The organism is Streptomyces sp. NPDC060002, assembly GCF_042737245.1.
GTDB lineage: Bacteria > Actinomycetota > Actinomycetes > Streptomycetales > Streptomycetaceae > Streptomyces.
The window spans coordinates 1-20,010 of sequence record NZ_JBHWUW010000028.1 but is presented as its reverse complement, the minus strand read 5'-3'; the positions used below and the strand labels follow the sequence as shown (position 1 = coordinate 20,010).

At 70.2% G+C, this 20,010-nt stretch carries 15 protein-coding genes; 9 read left to right on the top strand and 6 right to left on the bottom strand.

Translation table 11 applies throughout. The features are described 5' to 3' along the window. Positions 1–12: 12 nt before the first annotated feature. A complete protein-coding gene (locus ACFWBD_RS23775) occupies positions 13–876 on the bottom strand; it encodes a helix-turn-helix domain-containing protein (RefSeq protein WP_385670112.1) in 864 nt (287 codons plus the stop codon). Positions 877–986: 110 nt separating this feature from the next. Continuing rightward, positions 987–1,835, bottom strand: a complete 849-nt coding sequence (locus ACFWBD_RS23770; RefSeq protein WP_385670109.1) for a helix-turn-helix domain-containing protein — start codon at positions 1,833–1,835, stop codon at positions 987–989. Positions 1,836–1,864: 29 nt separating this feature from the next. Here ACFWBD_RS23770 and ACFWBD_RS23765 point away from each other — a divergent pair, with 29 nt between their 5' ends. From ACFWBD_RS23765 to ACFWBD_RS23755, 3 genes are all read left to right on the top strand, one after another. Beyond that, on the top strand, positions 1,865–2,935 hold the full coding sequence (locus tag ACFWBD_RS23765; protein ID WP_385670106.1) for an ADP-ribosylglycohydrolase family protein: 1,071 nt from the start codon (positions 1,865–1,867) through the stop codon (positions 2,933–2,935). An 87-nt stretch (positions 2,936–3,022) separates the two neighbouring features. After that, a complete protein-coding gene (locus tag ACFWBD_RS23760; protein ID WP_385670103.1) occupies positions 3,023–3,328 on the top strand; it encodes a 4a-hydroxytetrahydrobiopterin dehydratase in 306 nt (101 codons plus the stop codon). Between the two features lie 131 nt (positions 3,329–3,459). Next, positions 3,460–4,224, top strand: a complete 765-nt coding sequence (locus ACFWBD_RS23755) for a class I SAM-dependent methyltransferase (protein ID WP_385670100.1) — start codon at positions 3,460–3,462, stop codon at positions 4,222–4,224. Here ACFWBD_RS23755 and ACFWBD_RS23750 read toward each other — a convergent pair. Further along, on the bottom strand, positions 4,172–4,696 hold the full coding sequence (locus tag ACFWBD_RS23750; RefSeq protein WP_385670097.1) for a hypothetical protein: 525 nt from the start codon (positions 4,694–4,696) through the stop codon (positions 4,172–4,174). The two genes, ACFWBD_RS23755 and ACFWBD_RS23750, sit on opposite strands and share 53 nt — an antisense overlap. Further along, complete coding sequence (locus ACFWBD_RS23745) at positions 4,693–5,184, bottom strand: hypothetical protein (protein ID WP_385670309.1); 492 nt, start codon at positions 5,182–5,184, stop codon at positions 4,693–4,695. The genes ACFWBD_RS23750 and ACFWBD_RS23745 overlap by 4 nt, the downstream gene beginning before the upstream one ends. A gap of 100 nt (positions 5,185–5,284) precedes the next feature. On the opposite strand from ACFWBD_RS23745, the gene ACFWBD_RS23740 reads away from it, so the two are divergent. Beyond that, on the top strand, positions 5,285–6,253 hold the full coding sequence (locus tag ACFWBD_RS23740; protein WP_385670094.1) for a helix-turn-helix transcriptional regulator: 969 nt from the start codon (positions 5,285–5,287) through the stop codon (positions 6,251–6,253). A 147-nt stretch (positions 6,254–6,400) separates the two neighbouring features. After that, a complete protein-coding gene (locus ACFWBD_RS23735) occupies positions 6,401–8,224 on the top strand; it encodes a rhamnogalacturonan lyase (RefSeq protein ID WP_385670306.1) in 1,824 nt (607 codons plus the stop codon). Positions 8,225–8,273: 49 nt separating this feature from the next. On the opposite strand, the gene ACFWBD_RS23730 is transcribed toward ACFWBD_RS23735, so the two are convergent. Both ACFWBD_RS23730 and ACFWBD_RS23725 read right to left on the bottom strand, forming a co-directional pair. Further along, positions 8,274–10,943: a cellulose binding domain-containing protein gene (locus ACFWBD_RS23730; protein WP_385670091.1), complete on the bottom strand. Its 2,670-nt coding sequence runs from the start codon at positions 10,941–10,943 to the stop codon at positions 8,274–8,276. 279 nt (positions 10,944–11,222) lie between these two features. Next, complete coding sequence (locus ACFWBD_RS23725) at positions 11,223–14,138, bottom strand: glycoside hydrolase family 48 protein (protein WP_385670088.1); 2,916 nt, start codon at positions 14,136–14,138, stop codon at positions 11,223–11,225. A gap of 266 nt (positions 14,139–14,404) precedes the next feature. On the opposite strand from ACFWBD_RS23725, the gene ACFWBD_RS23720 reads away from it, so the two are divergent. The 4 genes from ACFWBD_RS23720 (at position 14,405) to ACFWBD_RS23705 (ending at position 19,977) form a co-directional block, all read left to right on the top strand. After that, positions 14,405–15,898 (top strand): cellulase family glycosylhydrolase, encoded by a 1,494-nt coding sequence (locus ACFWBD_RS23720; RefSeq protein WP_385670085.1) that lies wholly within the window; start codon positions 14,405–14,407, stop codon positions 15,896–15,898. A 134-nt stretch (positions 15,899–16,032) separates the two neighbouring features. Next, entirely contained in the window at positions 16,033–17,757 is a 1,725-nt protein-coding gene (locus ACFWBD_RS23715) for a glycoside hydrolase family 6 protein (protein WP_385670082.1), read from the top strand. Positions 17,758–18,075: 318 nt separating this feature from the next. Further along, positions 18,076–19,071, top strand: a complete 996-nt coding sequence (locus ACFWBD_RS23710) for a class I SAM-dependent methyltransferase (RefSeq protein WP_385670079.1) — start codon at positions 18,076–18,078, stop codon at positions 19,069–19,071. A 186-nt stretch (positions 19,072–19,257) separates the two neighbouring features. Further along, positions 19,258–19,977, top strand: coding sequence for an SDR family oxidoreductase (locus tag ACFWBD_RS23705; RefSeq protein ID WP_385670076.1), 720 nt, complete (start codon positions 19,258–19,260; stop codon positions 19,975–19,977). The last annotated feature ends 33 nt before the right edge of the window (positions 19,978–20,010 follow it).

The window sequence follows — 20,010 nt, the reverse complement described above, 5'->3', positions numbered from 1 at the left end:
ACGGGGGCGTGCTCAGAGGCTCGCGCGGGCGTCCCGCAGGATCTTCTTCGTGTGCTGTGCGCCCGCGGCGTGCGTCGTCATGTGGTCGAGGACCTCCAGGTGCGCGGAGACCTCCTTGCGGTCGTCGAGGTACAGAGCGCCGGTCAGGTACTCCGTGACGACCATGTCGGGCAGTTCGGGCTCGGCGAAGCGGAACAGGGAGAAGGGCGCGGACGTGCCCGGATGCGGGCCGGCCGCGAACTCGCAGACCTGCAGGGTGATCCGGTCGCGCTCGGCGAACTCCATCAGCCTGTCGAGCTGTTCGGACATGACGGCGGCGTCCACGCTCACCGGACGGCGCAGCACCGTCTCGTCCATCACCACCCACAGATGGGGCGGGTCGCCGGCCTCCAGCAGCCGCTGGCGAGCCAGGCGCAGCGCCACATGCCGCTCGATCGACTCCGGGGTCGTCTGCCCGACCGTCCCGGCCTCCAGCACGGCGCGCGCATAGGCCTCCGTCTGGAGCAGCCCGGGCACGAAGTGCGGCTCGTACGAGCGGATCAGCCGGGCCGCGCCCTCCAGGCTCACGTACAGGCTGAACCACTCGGGCAGCACGTCGTGGTAGCGCTGCCACCAGCCGGGCCGGTTCGCCTCCTCGGTGAGCGAGACGAACGCCTCGGCCTCCTCGTCGCCGACGCCGTAGGTCTCCAGCAGCACCTGTACGTAGGGAACCTTCAGCGCGACGTCGGCCGTCTCCATGCGCCGCACGGTCGCCGGGGCCACGCGCAGGGCGCGGGCCGCCTCCTCGCGTCCGAGGCCCGCCGCCTCACGCAACTCCTGCAGCCGTCTGCCCAGTACCACCTGGCCCACCGTGGGTGCGGGCCGTCGCTCACTCACCCCACGTCTCCCCTACGCTTCGAGGCACGCGGGTCAGTGTGCCACGTTCAGGCCTCGTTGCCACAGGAACGGAGTCGAACGTTCATCTGAAAACTTCGGCTGACCGGCCATCATCCGATCAGCGAGTGCAGGTACTTGACCGTGGCCGGGTCCGCCGGGAGGAACGTTTCGACGGCCAGCTCGGCGACCGTCACGTCCATGGGGGTGTTGAACGTGGAGACGGACGAGATGAAGGAGAGCACCCGCCCCTCGTGCTCGATCAGCATCGGCAGCGCGAAGTGCGGCACAGGCTCGTGGGGTTCGTCCGCCGCCCCGCCCTCCGCCGCCCGCCCGCCTTCCGCCACCGGGTACGCGGCGACCTCCTCGTACAACTCGCGCAGCGGCGCCGAGCGGTACAGCGCGATCTGCCGCTCCATCTGCGCGAGCAGGTGACCGCGCCACTCACGCAGGTTGCGGATACGCGGTGCCAGGCCCTGCGGATGGAGGGTGAGACGCATCGCGTTGAGCGGGGGCGCGAGCAACGATTCGGGGACGCCGTCGAGCAGCATCGTGATCCCCCGGTTGGCCGCCACCACGTCGTACCGCGCGTCCATCACCAGCGCCGGATACGGCTCGTAGCCCTGGAGCAGCCGCTCCAGACCCGCGCGCAGCGCGTCCAGCGCCGGGTCGTCCAGCGGGGTCTGCGGGTAGCGCGGGGCGTAACCGGCCGCCAGGAGCAGCGCGTTGCGCTCACGCACCGGCACCTCCAGGTGCTCGGCGAGCCGCAGCACCATGTCCTCGCTGGGCCGGGACCGGCCCGTCTCGACGAAGCTGATGTGCCGGGCCGAGGAGTCGGCGCGCAGTGCCAGCTCCAGCTGACTCATCCGCCGCCGCTCCCGCCAGACCCGCAGCAACGGGCCGACGCCCTGGCCGGCAGGGGCGGCGGAAGCGGCGTTCGTACCGGTCGGGACAATGGTCATACGTACGACCGTAGTTGAGGAGAGCTTGGATGAACGACTGGCGGAAGTCCTCCCTGGAGTCGACGGCGGTGTACCGCGCCCGGGTGCGGGGCTGCCTCCTCGGCGGGGCGCTCGGTGACGCCCTCGGCTACGCGGTCGAGTTCTCCTCCCTCGACCAGATCCGCGCCGCCCACGGACCGAGGGGCCTGACCCGGCTCGTGCCCGACGGCGAGGGTGTGGCCGGCCGCGTCAGCGACGACACCCAGATGACCCTGTTCACCGTCGAGGGCCTCCGTACGGCGGCCAGGAGGGCCCGGCTCAAGGGGATCACCGGGGCGGAGACCGCCCTGGTGCGCCAGGCTTACGGGCGCTGGCTCGAGACCCAGCAGCGGCCGGGACCGGCCGACGGGGTCGAGGGCGGTCTCCTCGCCGAGCGCTGGCTGTACGCCCGCCGCGCCCCCGGCAACGCCTGCCTGTCCGGGCTCGCCCAGAACTACGTTCCCGACCCGTGGGCCGAACTGAGCGGGGCCCCCGGGCCGGTCAACCCCGCCTCCAAGGGCTGCGGCACCGTGATGCGCTCGGCGCCCTTCGGCCTCGCCCACCCCTGCGCCGACGTCGCCTTCGGCATGGCCGCCCGCTGCGCCCAGACGACCCACGGCCACCCGACCGGCTACTACGCGGCCGGAGCGCTGGCCGCGATCGTGGCGTACCTGACGCGGGGGGAGTCCGTGGAGGGCGCCACTCTGCGCGCCCTGCGGCTGCTCGGCCGCCACCCGGGCCACGAGGAGACCTCCGCCGCCCTGAACCAGGCCCTCGATCTGGCCGCCGGGCGCGATCCGAGCCCCGAGAAGGTGGAGCGGCTGGGCGCCGGCTGGGTCGCCGAGGAGGCCCTCGCCATCGGGGTCTACGCGGCGCTGGCCACGCACCGGGTGGAGGACGCCCTGCTCCTGTCCGTGAACCACTCCGGCGACAGCGACTCCACGGGTTCCGTCTGCGGCAACATCCTGGGCGCGCGGCACGGCGACGGCGGGCTGCCGCACGAGTGGCTGGAGCAGGTGGAGGGCCGCGCCGTGATCGCCGCGCTGGCGGACGACCTGGCGGCCGAGTGCCTCCGCGACTGAACCGGGAGCCGCCCTTCTGACCAGGGCCGTCGCGGCTTTCCTGTGGCACGCTGGACAGGTACGCGCCATCAGGAAGGGAGCCGTGCCATGGCCGTCGAAGCGCTGTCGCAGAAGGAGATCGAGGACCGTCTGTCCGACCTGCCCGGCTGGTCCCTGGACGGCGACCGCCTCACCCGCGCCTACCGGCTCGGCTCCCATTTCGCCGCGGCCTGTCTGGTCGTCCATGTCGCGCGGATCCAGGACGAGCTCGATCACCACTCCGAGCTCACTCTCGGCTACCACACCGTGTCCCTCGCCGTGCACACCCACAGCGCGGGCGGCTCCGTCACCGGCCTCGACGTCGAACTCGCCCGCCGGGTGGAGGCCGTGGCCCCCGCGCACGGAGCGAGCTGACCCGCGCCGACCAGCGCCTACTCGTCGGACGGAGGGGGAGGGGGAGGGGGAGGGGGGTGGCGACGCGGACCGCACGGGCGACGCGGAACTGTACGGGCAGGGGTGCGGCGGTCGAGGAACGGGGAGCGCGGGTGCTGGACTACGACGAGGAAGCCGAACGCTACGACGCCTGGCGCGGCGGCGAGCCCAGGGCGGCGGCCGCCGCGGAGGGCGTCCTCGGTCTCGTGCCGGACCGGGCACGCGGCCTGCTGGATGTGGCCTGCGGCACCGGCATCGTCACCCGGCGCCTCGCGGCCGGGCGGCCCGGCCTGCGGGTGACGGGGCTCGACCGCGCGCCCGCCATGGTCAGGCACGCCGCCGACCGGTTGCCCGGAGCGGTCGTCCTCGCCGACGGCCGCCGCCTCCCCTTCCGGGAAGGGGAGTTCGACGCAGTGAGCAGCGTGTGGCTGTTGCACCTCGTCGAGGACGCCGCGGACGCGCGGCGCATCGTCGCCGAGTGCGCCCGGGTGTTACGGCCCGGCGGGGTGTACGTCACCACCGTCGACAAGGGCGCCTCGCACAACGTGGGCAGCGACATCGATGTCGTGCTGTCCTCGCGCCCGCGACGGCCGGCCTCCGACACCGCGGCCCTGGTGGCGGCGTACGCCGTCGAAGCCGGCCTGGTCCCGGCCGGGCAGGCCCGTTTCGCCGGGCGGGGGCAGGGCCGCAGTCCGCGCCGGGCCATCGCGGACCTGCGACGCGGCTGGTTCGTCACCCTGCCGCCGGGTCACCCCCAGGCCGACGAGTTCGCCGACCGCCTCGCGGCCCTGCCCGACCAGGACCGGCCCCGCCCGGACCCCGCGTTCACCCTGAGGGCGTTTCGGAAACCGGTTCCCGGTCCGCTTCCGGGCGAGTGAAGTCCATGACCCAGTTGGTCAGCCAGGTCTCCCCGCCGTCCAGCGAGAAGGCCTGCTCCCAGCGGGCGGAGGTGTCGCACACCCCCGACCAGACGAACCGGGCCCGCACGTCCTTGCCGTCGTGCGTGTCGTCGCCGTAGAACTCACCGCGGTCGCGTCGGCCGCCGTGCTGTTCGTCGGCGTCGCCGAAACTGCCGATCACCGGTGGGAACAGCCTTCCGCTCCGGCTGGACGACCAGTTCAGCGACCACTGACCGCTCTCCGGGTCGAAGAGCCTCAGCGTCAGCCCCTTCGTGCCGAGGTGCGGCATGTCGATCTCGTCGATGTTCGCGGCCCCGTCGAACAGCGGCCGGCAGCGGGCCGTGGACGGGAACTCCTCCCAGTCGCTGTCGGGGTCGAGGAACTCGGTGCGCCGACGGTGGCGGACCTCCCACGCACCGTGGAGGAAGTCGAAGTCGTGCGCGCTGCTCATGAGCGGTCTCCCGTCGTTCCCTCGGCCAGGGAATCAGTCAAGTAGGCATCGAAATCGGGGACTTCGGGGGCGGGGCGGGCCAGTACGTGCCGTACCCACGCGTCTCGTTCGTGCAGGATCGGCGGCAGCTCCCAGACGCAGCCGATCCAGGGCCGGTCGATCGTGACGAAGTGGCTCGGGTCGCCGTCCGGGCAGTCGAGCACCGGCTGGCCCGCGGCCGCGCCCCGGAAGTGCAGGACGTTGTCCCACACCCAGCTGTAGGCGTTGAGGTAGGCGCCGTCGTCGCCACCCCGGTGCAGCACGACGAAGGTGGCGGGCGGCGTCCCGTCCGGCGCCGGCAGCAGCTCGGGAAGGATCGCGTACGCCGCCCGCTGCACCTCTGGTGCGATGCCCGCCGGGTCGGAGGTGACGTGGTAGCGCTTGATCCACCGTCCCGCCACCTCGATCGGCGGGTGCACCGTCAGCAGCTTCTCCGCGAACGGGGGCATGGAGGAGGAGGCGGAGGAGAGGGCGGGGGGACGACGAGGATCGTGGGAAACAGAGGTCATGGGCAGGACGCTAGGCCGACTTCACTGACATCCTGTGTCAGTGAAGTCCAGCCGACTCGTGTCGATCCTGCTGCTGCTCCAGACCCGGGGCCGGATGACCGCCGCCCAGCTCGCGGAGGAGCTGGAGGTGTCGGTGCGTACCGTCTACCGGGATGTGGAGGCACTGGGCGCGGCGGGCGTCCCGCTGTACGGCGACGCCGGTCATGCCGGCGGCTACCGCCTGCTCGACGGTTACCGCACCCGCCTGACGGGCCTGACCGCCGACGAGGCGGAGGCCCTGTTCCTCGCCGGGGTCCCCGGTCCCGCCGCCCAACTGGGCCTCGGTCCGGTCCTGGCCGCCGCGCAGCTCAAGGTGCGTGCCGCGTTGCCGCCGGAACTCCGGGTGCACGCGGACCGGATCAGCGGCCGCTTCCACCTGGACGCGCCCGGCTGGTACACGGACGCGGGGGCTGACGAGGTGCCGTATCTGCCGGCGGTCGCCGACGCGGTGTGGAACAACAAGATCCTGCACATCGGATACCGCCGCTGGCGGGAGCCCACCGACGTCGAACGCCGGCTCGAGCCCTACGGCCTGGTCCTGAAGGCAGGACGCTGGTACGTCGTCGCCGGCCCCGGCCCGCGTACCTTCCGCGTCGACCAGATCCTCGAACTCGCCTCTTCCGACGAGGGGTTCACCCGGCCCGACGACTTCGACCTGGCCGCCCACTGGACGGCGTACCAACGGGGTTTCCACCAGCGGTTGTACCAGGACAGGGCGGAGGCGGTGGTGCGACTGGCGCCGGGGGTGGCCCTCGCCCGCGCGGTGCGACAAGACGGACCCGCCGGGCCCGACGGCTGGACGGTGGCCAGGGTCCCCATCGAGTCCGTCGAGCACGCCCACGCCGAATTCCTGCGCCTGGGCGCGGACATCGAGGTGCTCCAGCCACCGGAACTGCGTGAGCGGATCGCCCGGACGGTGACACAACTGGCCGCGCTGTACGGCAACTCGCCTGTCCCCGGCGGCAACTGAGGGGCGGAACCCATCCGTCCCTCCCAGGAGGTACGTCCCGTGCAGCACCCGCAACCGCACCCGCATACCCGTCCGCACCCGGAGCCTCATCCGCACGCGGATCCCCCTTCGCGCAAGCGCCGCAGGCGAAGGGCCGTCCTCTCCGCGCTGTCCGCCGTCACGGCCCTGGTCGGCGCCGGACTGACCACGCTCGGCGCCGGCACTGCCGAGGCCGCCACCGCCCGCCAGGTGGAGGCCCTCGACCGGGGCGTCGTCAGCGTGCACACCGACAGCGGCAACCTGGTCGGCTGGCGCTGGCTCGGCACCGACCCCGACAGCGTCTCCTTCAACGTCTACCGGGCCGGCGCCAAGGTCAACCCGGCCCCGGTCACCGGCTCCACGAACTACTTCCACTCCGGCGCCCCGGCCCAGGCCGACTACACCGTCCGCGCGATCGTGAACGGCGTCGAACAGGCCGACTCCGTCCACGCGATCCAGTTCCGCACCGGCTACAAGGACGTCCCCATCACCCCGCCGGCCGGCGGCACGACCCCCGACGGCGTCGCCTACACCTACGAGGCCAACGACGCCTCCATCGGCGACCTGGACGGCGACGGCGCCCTGGACATCGTCCTGAAGTGGCAGCCGACCAACGCCAAGGACAACTCCCAGTCGGGCTACACCGGCAACACGGTCGTCGACGGCGTCAAGCTCGACGGCACCCGCCTGTGGCGCGTCGACCTCGGCCGCAACATCCGCTCCGGCGCCCACTACACACAGTTCCAGGTGTATGACTACGACGGCGACGGCAAGGCCGAGGTCGCCATGAAGACCGCCGACGGCACGGTGGACGGCGCGGGCACGGTCATCGGCAGTTCCTCCGCCGACTACCGCAACTCCAGCGGCTATGTGCTGTCCGGACCCGAGTACCTGACCATGTTCAACGGCCTGAGCGGCAAGGCGATGAGTTCCGTCGACTACGTCCCGGCCCGCGGCACTGTCTCGTCCTGGGGCGACTCGTACGGCAACCGCGTCGACCGCTTCCTCGCGGGAACCGCTTACCTGGACGGTTCCCGCCCCTCGCTGATCATGGCACGCGGTTACTACACGCGTACCGTGATCGCCGCCTGGGACTGGCGGAACGGCGCCTTCACCCGCCGCTGGACCTTCGACACCAGCTCCTCCACCAACACCGGCAAGGGCTACGACGGCCAGGGCTCGCACAGCCTCTCCGTCGGGGACGTGGACGGCGACGGCAAGGACGAGATCGTCTACGGCGCGATGGCGGTCGACGACAACGGAAACGGCCTGTGGACGACGAAGACGGGACACGGGGACGCCCAGCACCTCGGCGACCTCGACCCGTCGCACGCCGGACTCGAGTACTTCAAGGTCTCGGAGGGGACCGGCCAGCCCGCCGAGCTGTACATCGACCCGGCGAACGGCACGGTCGACTGGCAGCTCGCCGCCTGCTGCGACAACGGCCGCGGAGTCGCCGGCGACATCTGGGCGGGCAACGACGGCGCCGAGGTCTGGTCGGCCTCCGACACCTCGATCCGCGACGAGGCGGGCGCGACGAAGGGGCGTGAACCGTCCTCCGTCAACTTCCTCTCCTGGTGGGACGGCGACCCCGTCCGCGAACTCCTCGACGGCACCCACATCGACAAGTACGGCACGTCCTCGGACACCCGCCTCCTGACCGGATCGGGCGTCCACTCCAACAACAGCACCAAGGCCACCCCGTCGCTGTCCGGCGACATCCTCGGCGACTGGCGTGAAGAGGTCGTCTGGCCGACCAGCGACAACACGGCCCTGCGCATCTACTCGACGCCGTACGAGACGACGACACGCATCACGACCCTGCTCCACGACACGATGTACCGCACAGGCCTGGCCTGGCAGAACACCGCGTACAACCAACCGCCGCACCCGAGCTACTTCCTCGGCAACGGTATGCAGACGGCACCCCGCCCGACGGTCTACACGCCCTGAGCGATCGAGGGGTGCGCGCACCGGTCTCCCGGGCGCGCACCCACGGTCGTCAGCTCACGGTGCAGCTCTGGTCACCCAGCCTGAACGCCGCCGGTTTCGTGTTCGACCCCGACCAACTGCCCGTGAAGCCGAAACCGACGGACGAGCCGGCCGCCACGTTGGCGTTCCAGCCGGTGTTCTTCGCCGTCACCGTCGAACCCGACTGGGTGTAGTCGGCGTTCCACAGTTGCGAGACGGTCTGGCCGTTCGGGAAGGCCCAGTTGAGATTCCAGCCGGACCAGGCGCTCGTGCCCGTGTTGGCGAGCTTGACGTCCGCCTGGAAGCCCCCCGACCACTGGTTGGTGATGGTGTACGTCACCGCGCAGGCACCGGTCGGCGTGGGGTCCGTCGGGTCCGTGGGATCCGTACCCCCGCCTCCGCCGCTGGTGTCGGAGGTGTCGCCGTAGACGACACCCCGGCCGTTCGTCGAGACGTAGACCCGTCCGTACACCCTCGGGTCACCCGTGATCGCCCCGCCTGTCCAACCCCACTGGTGGGCATCGTCGTTGACGCGGGTCCAGGTCACGCCCTTGTCCGTCGAGCGGAAGATGCCCCGGACGCCGGCGATCTTCGCGCTGGTGTACAGGGTCTGGTACGACGCGCCCGCCGCCGCCTTGCCGAACCCGATCGTGTCGGCCTGCTCGACCCCCGCCAGCTTGGCGAAGGTCGCGCCGGAATCGGTGGAGTGCCACAGCCCGTACGGCCCGTCGCTCGCCCCGCCCGCCAGCCAGACATCGCCCTTCGTGCCCGGCAGCGCCTTGAAGCGCACGCTGTCCCCACTGGGCAGACCGGTCGCAGCGGACCCGGTGAAGGTCGCTCCGCCGTCCGAACTCACATAGAACTTGCCCGACTTGAAGCCGTAGAAGGTCTTGGGGTCGACCCGGTCGGACTCGACGATCGCGCCGGACGGGATCCCGCTCGACGCCTGCCACGACGTGCCGAAACCGGTGGTGTACTGCACACCGGCGCCCGCCGGGCTCCACACGAAGCGGCTGCCGTCCGCCGCCGCGGCGACCGTCCCGCCCCCGCTCACCCCTGAAGGGTCCGTCCCGGCGAACCAGTTGGCGCCGTTGTCCGTCGAGAACGCCACATGCGGACCTGAGTCCAGGTTGCCGACGCGCACCACGGTGTTCGGGTTCGTCTCGGCGTAGTCCAGGCTCGTCGTCGACGTGAAGTTCGGGGAGGTGAACATCATCGACGGCACCTTCGTCAGGTCCGTGTGGCGGAAGCCGCCGATGTCACCCAGCGCGCTGAGCAGCGGAGCACCGGACGGCGGAGAGGCGAGGTCCAGCACCGCGGTCTCCTCCAGTCCCTGCACCATCGGCTTGATGGTGAACTGGCCCCCGCTGTCCCAGTTGGCCAGGTTCTCCGTGCCGTAGACCGTCGCGCCGGTGCCGTACATCATGCGGCTGGAGTTGAACGGATCGATCTCCAACGCCTCGGTCATCCAGCCGAGTTTGGGCGACTGCTCCGGCGGCGACGGGTTCGCGCCCCAGGTCAGCCACGGCGACGACGAGACGTCCATCGTGTACCGGTTCGCACGGTTGGGATACGACGTGTAGTCCCACGCCTTCGTCCAGGTGCCACCGCTGTCCGTCGAGCGGAAGATCTGGGTGTCCGGCCACCAGGAACTGTAGGCGGTGGCCATGACGGTGCCGGGCTTCTGCCGGTCGATCGTCAGTCCGCTGAAGCCGTAGTACGTGTCGGCCTCCGCCACCGGGCTGATGTCCGTCCAGGTCCCGGTCGCCGTCGCGTACCGCCACAGCCGGCCCTTGCCGCCGTCGTACGGTCCGCCCTTGTCGCTGTACGCGATATACAGATAGCCGTTGACGGCATCCAGTACCCCCTTGTGCGCCAGGTATCCCGTCGGCTGTCCGGCCAGCCGGGTCCAGGTCGCGCCCGCGTCCGTCGACCGGTACACCGCGTTGTCCTTGTCCGCCACGCCGACGTAGATCGTCTTCGTCGCGGTGCCGGACGTCGCGGTGGACTCGTCGAAGGTGACCCAGACGATGCCCTGGTTGTCGGAGGCGTACCCGCTGGTGTCGGTCGGATCCTGCTGGTAGTTGCCGACGTTGGGGAAGTTCGTCACCTGCGACCAGGTGACTCCCGAGTCCGTCGACCGCCACAGGCCCTTGCCGCTCGGCGCGCCCAGATACAGCACGCTGTTCCTGTTCGGGTCGACCGCCAGGCGCTCGCCCATGCCGCGGCCGGGCATGTTGCCGCCGAGCTTGTAGGGCAGGTCCGTCTTCTGCCAGCTCGCGCCCCGGTCGGCGGAGCGCAGCACGGCCCCGTTGCCCGGATCCCAGCTGTTGGTGTACGTGCCGACCGCCGCGTACACCTTGTTCGGGTCGACGGAGTCGGAGGCCAGGCTCACCACGCCCGTGTGTCCCCAGTCCGCCCAGCCGACCGAGTCCAGCAGGGGCGTCCAGGTCTTGCTCGACTCCTGCCAGCGGTACGCGCCGCCGATGTCGGTGCGCGCGTAGGCGAGGTTCTTCTCCTTGCGGTTGAAGACGATGCCGGGCACGAAGCCGCCGCCGTCGATCCGGGCGTTCTTCCAGGTGTACGACTCTGCGGCGAGCGTCGTCTGCGGGCTGCCGTCCGCGGCCAGTACGGGCGGACTGCCCGCGATCAGGCCGGCGGCGAGCGCCAGAACGGCGGTGAGAATACGGGTTCTTCGCACGGTGGGGGTCCTTCCTCGCGAAGCCATGTGTGCGGGGGGATACGGGACGTGCGACTGCCGGGCGGCCCCCTGTGCGGGTGGGGGCCGCCCGGCCTGGGCCCCGCCGTCAGGTGACGGGGCCACGTACGCGGAACCTTCGAGCCACTCCGGCGAGGGGCGGGCTCCAACCCCGCGCCCCCGAGCCCCGAAGGGACGACCGGGGGCGCGGGGAACTGCGCGACCAGCCACGTCCGGCCCGCAGACGAACCCCGCCATACCCGCGGAGCGCTCAGCGGGGGCTTATTCGAGAAGCTCCGCGTACGAGCCCATGGCCAGGGCGATGTCCGCCTGGGCCCAGAAGCGGTGGTACGTGAACACGGGCGCGGCGCCGCCCGCGAGATAGCTCTCGATCTTCGACCAGGCCGGGTCGTTCTTGTAGAAGGACCGCAGCGAGGCGAAGGTCGAGGAGGAGTTGACCGTGTCGCCGTTCGGCATCTTGCCGCTGAAGGTGCTCGGGACGTACACACCGTCGTCGAAGCGGTTGTAGTCGGCGCGGGTCTCCGGGACCGCGATGCCGAGGGCGTCCTGGTTGTTGGCCCACATACCGTCCAGGAGCGCCTTCGCGGTCGTCTTGGCGTCCGTGTCACCGGACCTGGCGGCGTAGTACGTCAGGGTCTTGGCGTACGCGGCGGCCACGCCGACGTCGTTGGTGTAGTCGGCGACGGTGACATGAAGCCCCGTGTTCGCAGGGGGACTTGACGCGTTCCAGGTGTCGGGCTGGCCCGACCACTGGAGCGTGGAGGGGATCAGGAAGGTGCCGTCCGGGTTGATCGTGGTCTTGGACAGCGCCCAGTCGACCCACTTGTCGAGGACCGCCTTGGCGCTCGCGTTCCCCGTCTGCTGGTAGTACTCGGCGACCCGCTCCATCGACCACGCCTGGAAGCCGAACCACTGGTTGGACGGCGGGTCGTGGTAGACGGGCTGCTGGTCGTAGTACATGCCGTAGAAGGTCGACGTGCCGGTCGGGGGAGTCGCGTAACGGCCCGCCCAACTGTTTGTCGCCCCGCCCGCGATGGCGCCTTCGCTGGACTGCAGCCAGCGGTAGAACTCCAGCTGCCGGGTCAGCGACTTCGCCCAGTCCGCCTGGCCCGTCGCCGACTTGGGCTTCAGGTCGGCGTAACTGCTGAGCGCGTAGGCGGCCAGCGGGTTCTGGTAACCGCCGTGGGTGTGACTGGAGCCGATGCGCCAGGCCCAGCCGGCGCTGGTGTCCGTGGCGCCGCCCCAGGCGTAGTACCAGGACATCAGGTAGTGCGAGGCGTCCTTGCCGGTGCCGGCCGCGCAGGCCGTCGGTCCGACGCAGTTGCCGATCTTCTTGAAGTACTTGTCGTACATCGAGTAGCGCAGGTAGTCGCCCATCTTCGCGGCCTTGCCGACGGTCGCGGAGACGTCACTGCCCTTGCCCTGCGCTCCGGCCCAGACGTCCGCCCAGTACGCGGCCTGCACGGCCCGCGCGTCGGCGTCCGGGGCGTTGGTGAACTTCCACTGCTTCGCGTAGGAGGCGTCGCCGGTGAACAGGTCCAGGTACCCGTTCGTGCCGCCGTACTTGAAGGCATCGCAGGTCGGCTGCGGCACCGTCTCCCACACCGACTCCTGCGCGCCGCGCTGGAAGGTGTTGATGTACGACGGGCCGGTGTCGGTCGGGCCGGCCTCGCACTTGCCGGGCGCGTTGCCGTAGCCGTAGGTGTTGTCGACGTCCTGGAGCCAGTGCATACCGTAGACGTCGTCCGTACCGTATGCGGTCTTCAGTTCACCGGCTATGGGATCCGATCCCACGGACACACCGGTGTCCAGCTTCGCCGGATACTCGTTCGGAGTGTCCAGCTCCGGCGCGTACGTCGCCGGCTTGGAGGCGTTGTAGAACGAGTTGGTCGGCTGGTCGGCGTGGGTGGGGATCATGTACTTCTCCATGATGTCCCAGGCGCCGTTGAACTTGGTCCAGTCGCCGGTGATCTTCCCGTACATCGCCTGAAGCCACAGAAGGTAGCTGTAGGCCTCGGAGGTCGTCTCGTGCCCCTGGTCCGGGGCCTCGACGATCAGTGTCTCGACCGAGTGGTACGGGATGCCCTCGGGGGAGAAGTAACCGCTTGCCGGGTTGGTGATCTTGCCGTAGAGCTCCAGGAACCTGGCGTCGTACGCCTTGGTGCCCGCGATCTCGGTGGCCGTGACCGAGGCCTTCGCGTGCCCGGTGGCCGTCGACTCGAACGTCGCGGCGCCCGTGCCGGAGGCGTTGGCCGTGATGGTCACGTTCTGGGCGGTGCTCCAGTTCGACGGCGTGAAGGTCAGGCTCGCACCGCCCGTCACCGTCAGGCCCGTGTTGCCGGTGGTGCGGGCGGTCGCGACGGTCACATTGGCCGACGGCTGGGTCGACAGCTTCAACGAGTAGGTGCCCGTCTTGCCCTGCTGCACGGCGAGCTGGCTGGTGGAGGCGACCACGGCCGGTCCCGAGACGACCATGATGCCGACCGGGGTCGACGACGCCGAAGCGCCCAGGCTGTCGTACGCCTTGGCGACCAGGGAGTGGCTGCCCACGGACAATCCGGTGGCGGACAGGGTGTACGGCGCGCTCGTGTCCGTACCCAGCAGGGTCGTGTCGTCATAGAACTCGATCTTGCTGATGGTCGCGTTGTCGGCGGCCGCGGCGGTCGCCGCGAGCGGCACCGCGTTCCCCTGGGTGTAGACGGCGCCCGCGGCCGGGCTGGTCAGCACGGCGACCGGCGGCTGGTGAGCGCCGACGCAGGTGGTGCCGTTGACCGCGAAGCTCGCGGGAGCGGCGTTCGTCCCGCTGTAGGTGAACTGCGCGCCCGTGCCGACCGCGGCACCGGCGGCGATCGTCCCGTTGTACGAGGCGTTGTTCACCGTGATCTGCTGACCGGACTGCGACCAGCTGCCGTTCCATCCGTTCGTCAGCTTCTGGTTGCCCGCGTAGGAGTACGTCAGGGCCCAGCCGCTGATCGGGTCGGTGCCCCGGTTGGTGAGGGTCAGGTCTGCGGTGAACCCTGAACCCCAGTCATTGGTCTTGTAGTCCACGCTGCACTGAAGTGCGGCTGCCTGGGCCGGAGTCGTGCTCGTACTCAGCATGGCGAGGGGGAGCGCGAGGGCCGCCAGAGCGGCGGTCCACAGGCGCCGCGCCCCGCGGCGTCTGCGTGAGGGATCCATGGTGCTGGTTCCTCCTTGCGGCTCGGAGAAGTGGGGGGAGGAGCAACAAGCCTTGAACCAGTGGGAGCGCTCCCATAGTGGGGATGGGGGTCGGAGCGGTCAAGGTGCTTGAAGAGTCGAAAAGATTCGACGAGGGATGTTGAGGAAAAGTCAGTGACGCCTCTGTTCTTTGCCAGCACTTGGCGCTAGCTTCGAGACACCAGTGGGAGCGGTTCCATCAGTCGACGCGTCCGTTCACGACGCGCCTGAGCTGCAAGGAGTCGCTCATGCGACACCCCCCGCGTTCAGTACTTTTAGCCGTCTCCGGGGCGGTCGCCCTCGTCGCGGGCGCGCTGTTACCGGTCGTCACGGCACAGGGAGCCGTGCCCGCGTGCACGGTGGAGTACTCGGTCACCAGTCAGTGGGACGCCGGCTTCCAGGGCGCCGTGGGGATAACCAACAACGCGACGGCCTTGAGTAGTTGGACCCTCACCTTCGACTTCGCGGACGGCCAGAAGGTCACCCAGGGCTGGAGCGCCAAGTGGTCCCAGTCCGGCACCACCGTCACCGCCGCGAACGAGAGCTGGAACGGCTCCCTGGGCACCGGCGCCAGCGTCAGCGCGGGCTTCATCGCCTCCACCTCGAAGGCGAACGCCGTGCCGACGACGTTCAAGCTCAACGGCACGACCTGCAACGCCGACACCGCACCGACCCCCACGCCCACCCCCACCACGCCACCCACGACGGACCCGCCGGACACCGGTGACGAGCCGCCCGCACTGCGCGTCCTTGGAAACAAGCTCGTGGACGCCGACGGAAACACCCGTCGTCTGCTCGGCGTGAACCGTTCCGGCGGCGAGTTCATGTGCGTACAGGGGCGCGGCATCTGGGACGGACCGGTCGACGACGCCGCCGTCGAGGCGATCGCCGACTGGAACGTCGACACCGTGCGCATCCCACTCAACGAGGAGTGCTGGCTGGGCCTCTCGAACATCAACTCCGCCTACGGCGGCACCAACTACGTCAACGCGGTCAAGGACCTGGTGACCCGCGTCGAGGCGCACGGCATGACGCCTGTCGTCGAACTGCACTGGAACTACGGCCAGTACACGGGCAACTCGGCCGGCTGCTCGGATGTGCACGCCAGCTGCCAGAAGCCGATGCCCGACATGCAGTACACCCCGTCGTTCTGGACCTCGGTGGCCAACACCTTCAAGAACGACCAGGCCGTCGTGTTCGACCTGTTCAACGAGCCCTACCCGGACCGCGCCACCTCCACGACCACCCAGGCGTGGCAGTGCTGGCGGGACGGCGGCACCTGTCCCGGCATCGGATACGAGGTCGCCGGTATGCAGGATCTCGTCGACTCCGTACGGGCGACCGGCGCCAGGAACGTGATCCTGGCCGGCGGGCTCGCGTACTCCAACGACCTGAGTCAGTGGCTGACGTACAAGCCCTCCGACCCGACCGGCAATCTCGGCGCCGCGTACCACGTCTACAACTTCAACACCTGCGCGAACGAGAGCTGCTGGAACTCCACCCTCGCCCCTGTCGCCGCCCAAGTGCCGCTCGTGGCAGGGGAGATCGGGGAGAACACCTGCTCGCACGGTTTCGTCGATCAGGTCATGAAGTGGTTCGACGACCGCGGTCTGTCGTACCTGGGCTGGACCTGGAACGCCTGGGACTGCTCCACCGGTCCGTCCCTGATCTCCGGCTACGACGGCACGCCCACGGCGTACGGCGCCGGCCTGCGCGACCACCTGCGCGCACTCGACGGATAGGCGCCATCGGACCGATCAGCCGGGTTGATCGACCGGGCCTGAACCCGAGCCGGTCCAACCTCAACTGACGGTCATCAGAGATACCGAAGGAACGAAACGGACAACACCCGCAACCGAGAAGGAAACCCGCACTCATGAGCCGTAGCAGAACAGCGGTACTCGCCGCGCTGGCGCTGGTCGCCGGCGCCTCCGGGACGGCGCTCGCGGTGGTCCCCGGCGATCCGGGCATCGCCGCCATCCCGTGCAGCGTCGACTACAAAGTGCAGAACGACTGGGGCACCGGCTTCACCACCGCCGTCACCGTGACCAACAACTCGGCCGCGAAGTCGAGTTGGTCGGTGAAGTGGGCGTACGCCGGCACCCAGAAGGTGACCAACGCGTGGAACGCGAAGGTCACCCAGTCCGGTACGGCCGTCACCGCCAACAACGAGACCTACAACGGGACGCTCGCGACCGGGGGTTCGGTCAGCTTCGGATTCCAGGGCACCTACACCGGCACCAACGCGATCCCGACCGCGTTCACGCTCGACGGAGTGACCTGCAACGTCGACAGCGGCACCGGCACCCCGACCGACCCCGGCACCCCGACGGGCCCCGGAACCCCGTCCACCAAGGTCGACAACCCCTACGTGGGCGCCAAGGTGTACGTGAACCCCGAATGGTCGGCGAAGGCCGCCGCCGAGACGGGCGGCAGCCGCATCTCCAGCCAGCCGACGGGAGTGTGGCTGGACCGTATCGCCGCCATCAGCGGAGTGAACGGCGGCATGGGGCTGCGCGCCCACCTGGACGCGGCCCTCGCCCAGAAGGGCAGCGGCGAGGAAGTCGTCCAGCTGGTCGTCTACGACCTTCCCGGACGTGACTGCGCCGCCCTCGCCTCCAACGGCGAGCTCGGCCCGACGGAGATCGACAAGTACAAGACGCAGTTCATCGACCCGATCGCGACGATCCTCGCGGACAGCAAGTACGCCGGCCTGCGGATCGTCACCACCATCGAGATCGACTCGCTGCCCAACCTCGTCACCAACACCGGCAGCCGGCCCACCGCCACCGCCGCCTGCGACACCATGAAGGCCAACGGCAACTACGTGAAGGGCGTCGGCTACGCGCTGGACAAGCTCGGCGCGATCCCCAACGTCTACAACTACATCGACGCCGGTCACCACGGCTGGCTCGGCTGGGACGACAACTTCGCCCCGTCCGCCCAGCTCTTCTACCAGGCGGCCACCGCCGAGGGCGCGACCGTCGACGACGTGCACGGCTTCATCACCAACACGGCGAACTACAGCGCCCTGAAGGAGAACAACTTCACCATCAACGACTCCGTGGCCGGCAAGTCGGTGCGCGAGTCCAAGTGGGTGGACTGGAACCGGTACGTCGACGAGCAGTCGTACGCCCAGGCTTTCCGTAACCAGCTGGTCACCGCGGGCTTCAGGTCGAACATCGGCATGCTGATCGACACCTCCCGCAACGGCTGGGGCGGCACCGCCCGGCCCACCGGACCGGGCGCCACAACCAGCGTGGACACCTACGTCGACGGCGGCCGCTACGACCGTCGGATCCACATCGGCAACTGGTGCAACCAGTCCGGCGCCGGTCTCGGCGAGCGCCCGCAGGCGGCACCGGCCGCCGGGATCGACGCGTATGTGTGGATGAAGCCGCCGGGCGAGTCCGACGGCTCCAGCTCGGCCATCCCGAACGACGAGGGCAAGGGCTTCGACCAGATGTGCGACCCGACGTACACGGGCAACCCGCGCAACGGCAACAGCCTGTCGGGCGCCCTGGCGAACGCGCCGCTGTCCGGGCACTGGTTCTCGGCCCAGTTCCAGCAGCTGATGCGGAACGCGTACCCGCCGCTGTAGGGCTGCGCGGCAGTAGCTGGGCGGATCGACAGGCGGATCGACAGGCGAATCGATCCGCACGGCAGTGAGGTGGGACGACGGTGATCCGTCGGGGCCGGTGGTCAGCACTCCCGGGCCGGACCGACCCCGGCGGTCGCCGGTCGTGAACTCCACCGGCGAGCAGTTCCTGTCCGGCCGTTCCCGTTCCTCGGGAGCGGCCGGACATGCGCGATCCGGCTTGCCGTAGGCATCCCGATTTTTGCCGCACCGGCAACAAAGGTGGCCCTGGTCCGGAGCGTCGGCGCACGCTGACGGCACACCGGACGAGAGGCTGACACCATGGCGCACCACCCGCACGAGTCCCACGGCGACCAGCACACCTCGGGCCAAGGCCACGCCCCCGGGCATACGCACGGCCACGGCCACGGCCACGGCCACGGCCACGGCCACGGCCACGGCCACGGCCAGGGTCAGGGCCAGGGTCACGGCACCGACATCGACTGGGCCGAGATGGCCCCGCACCTCGAAGCCCAGGCCGAACTGTTCACGCCCCTGTACGAGCGGGCATTGGCCTGGCTCGGGAAGGAGGTGACCGAGCCGGGGCTGATCGTGGATGTGGGCAGTGGCCCCGGGGTCGTCTCCTGTCTGTTCGCCGAGACGTTCTCCGGTGCGCGTATCACGGCCGTCGACGGTTCCGTACCGCTGCTGGAGCGGGCGCAGCAGCGAGCCGACCGCCTCGGGTACGGCGACCGTTTCGACGCCCTGGCCGGCGAACTTCCCGATGTACTGGTCGAGTTGGACTATCCGGCCGATCTGCTGTGGGCCGGCCGCAGTCTGCACCACCTGGGCGACCAGCGCGCCGCCCTGGCCGCCTTCGCGGAGCGCCTCGCGCCCGGCGGCACGTTGGCGATCATGGAGGGCGGCCTGTCGGCCCGGTTCCTGCCACGCGACCTCGGCTTCGGGCGGCCCGGCCTGGAGGCACGGCTCGACGCCCTGCAGGAGGAGTGGTTCGCGCGGATGAGGGCCGAGCTGCCCGGTTCGGTCGAGGAGGCGGAGGACTGGGCGGCGCTGCTCGGCGCGGCCGGCCTGAAGCACACCCGTGCCCGCAGCTTCCTGCTCGATCTGCCGGCGCCCGCCTCCGGCCGGGCCCGCGCCTACATCGCCGCGTCCCTGTCGCGGTTGCGGGACGTCTTCGGGGACACCCTCGGCCCCGACGACCGCGCCACGCTGGACCGGCTGGTCGACCCGCAGGACGAGGCGGGCGTGCACCGCAGGGCCGACGTGTTCGTGCTCGCGGCGCATACCGTGCACACGGCGGTGAAGCCGGTCCAGTAGACGGCCCGGTGGGTCAAGTCGGCCTGGCGGAACTTGACTTGGAGAGCGCTCCAAGTGATGGACTGCGTGCCGCGCGACGAACGTCGAGCTACGAACTTCGCGCGGGAGTCACTGGCAATGAGCTGCGCGACGCAGCAGCCGGCATACGCGGCCAACACGCGCGGCCGACGCAATGGGGGGCACACCATGAGCAACGTACCGGGCACTTCGGAGTCTCGGGTCGCACTGATCACCGGCGGCGGCAGCGGCATCGGCGCCGCCGTCGCGCGGCAACTGCTGGACGCCGGGTACCGGGTCACGGTCACCGGGCGCGGCCAGGAGCGGCTGCGCGCCTTCGCCGCGGAACTCGGTGAGCCGAAGGGGCTGCTGACGCTGGCCGGGAACGCCGCCGACTACGACTGTGTACAGTCGGCGGTCGACCGTACGCTTGAGGAATACGGGCGACTGGACACAGTCGTCGCCAACGCGGGGACCGCCACCCACGACTCGGTCGCCGAGGGCGACCCGGCCGGGTGGACCGACATGGTCCTGACGAACGTACTCGGCCCCGCCCTCCTCATCCGGGCGTCGATCGACGCGCTCAAGGAGACCCGGGGGCGGATCGTGCTGGTCGGCAGTGTCGCCGGCTTCGTGCCCACCCCGGGCAATATCTACGGGGCGACGAAGTGGGCGGTGACCGGCCTCGCGGAGAACACCCGCCGCCAGGTCACCGAGTGGGGTGTCGGCGTGACGCTGATCGCGCCCGGCCGGGTGGAGACCCCCTTCTGGGACAGCTACGGCAGCCTGCCGCCCGGGCAGCTGCTGACCGCCGACCAGATCGCCGACTCCGTCGTGTGGGCCATCGGGCAGCCGGCGGGCGTCGACATCAACACCGTCGTCGTACGGCCGATCGGGCAGCCCAACTGACGAGCCTGCCGACGCGTCGAGGGCGCCCCCGGG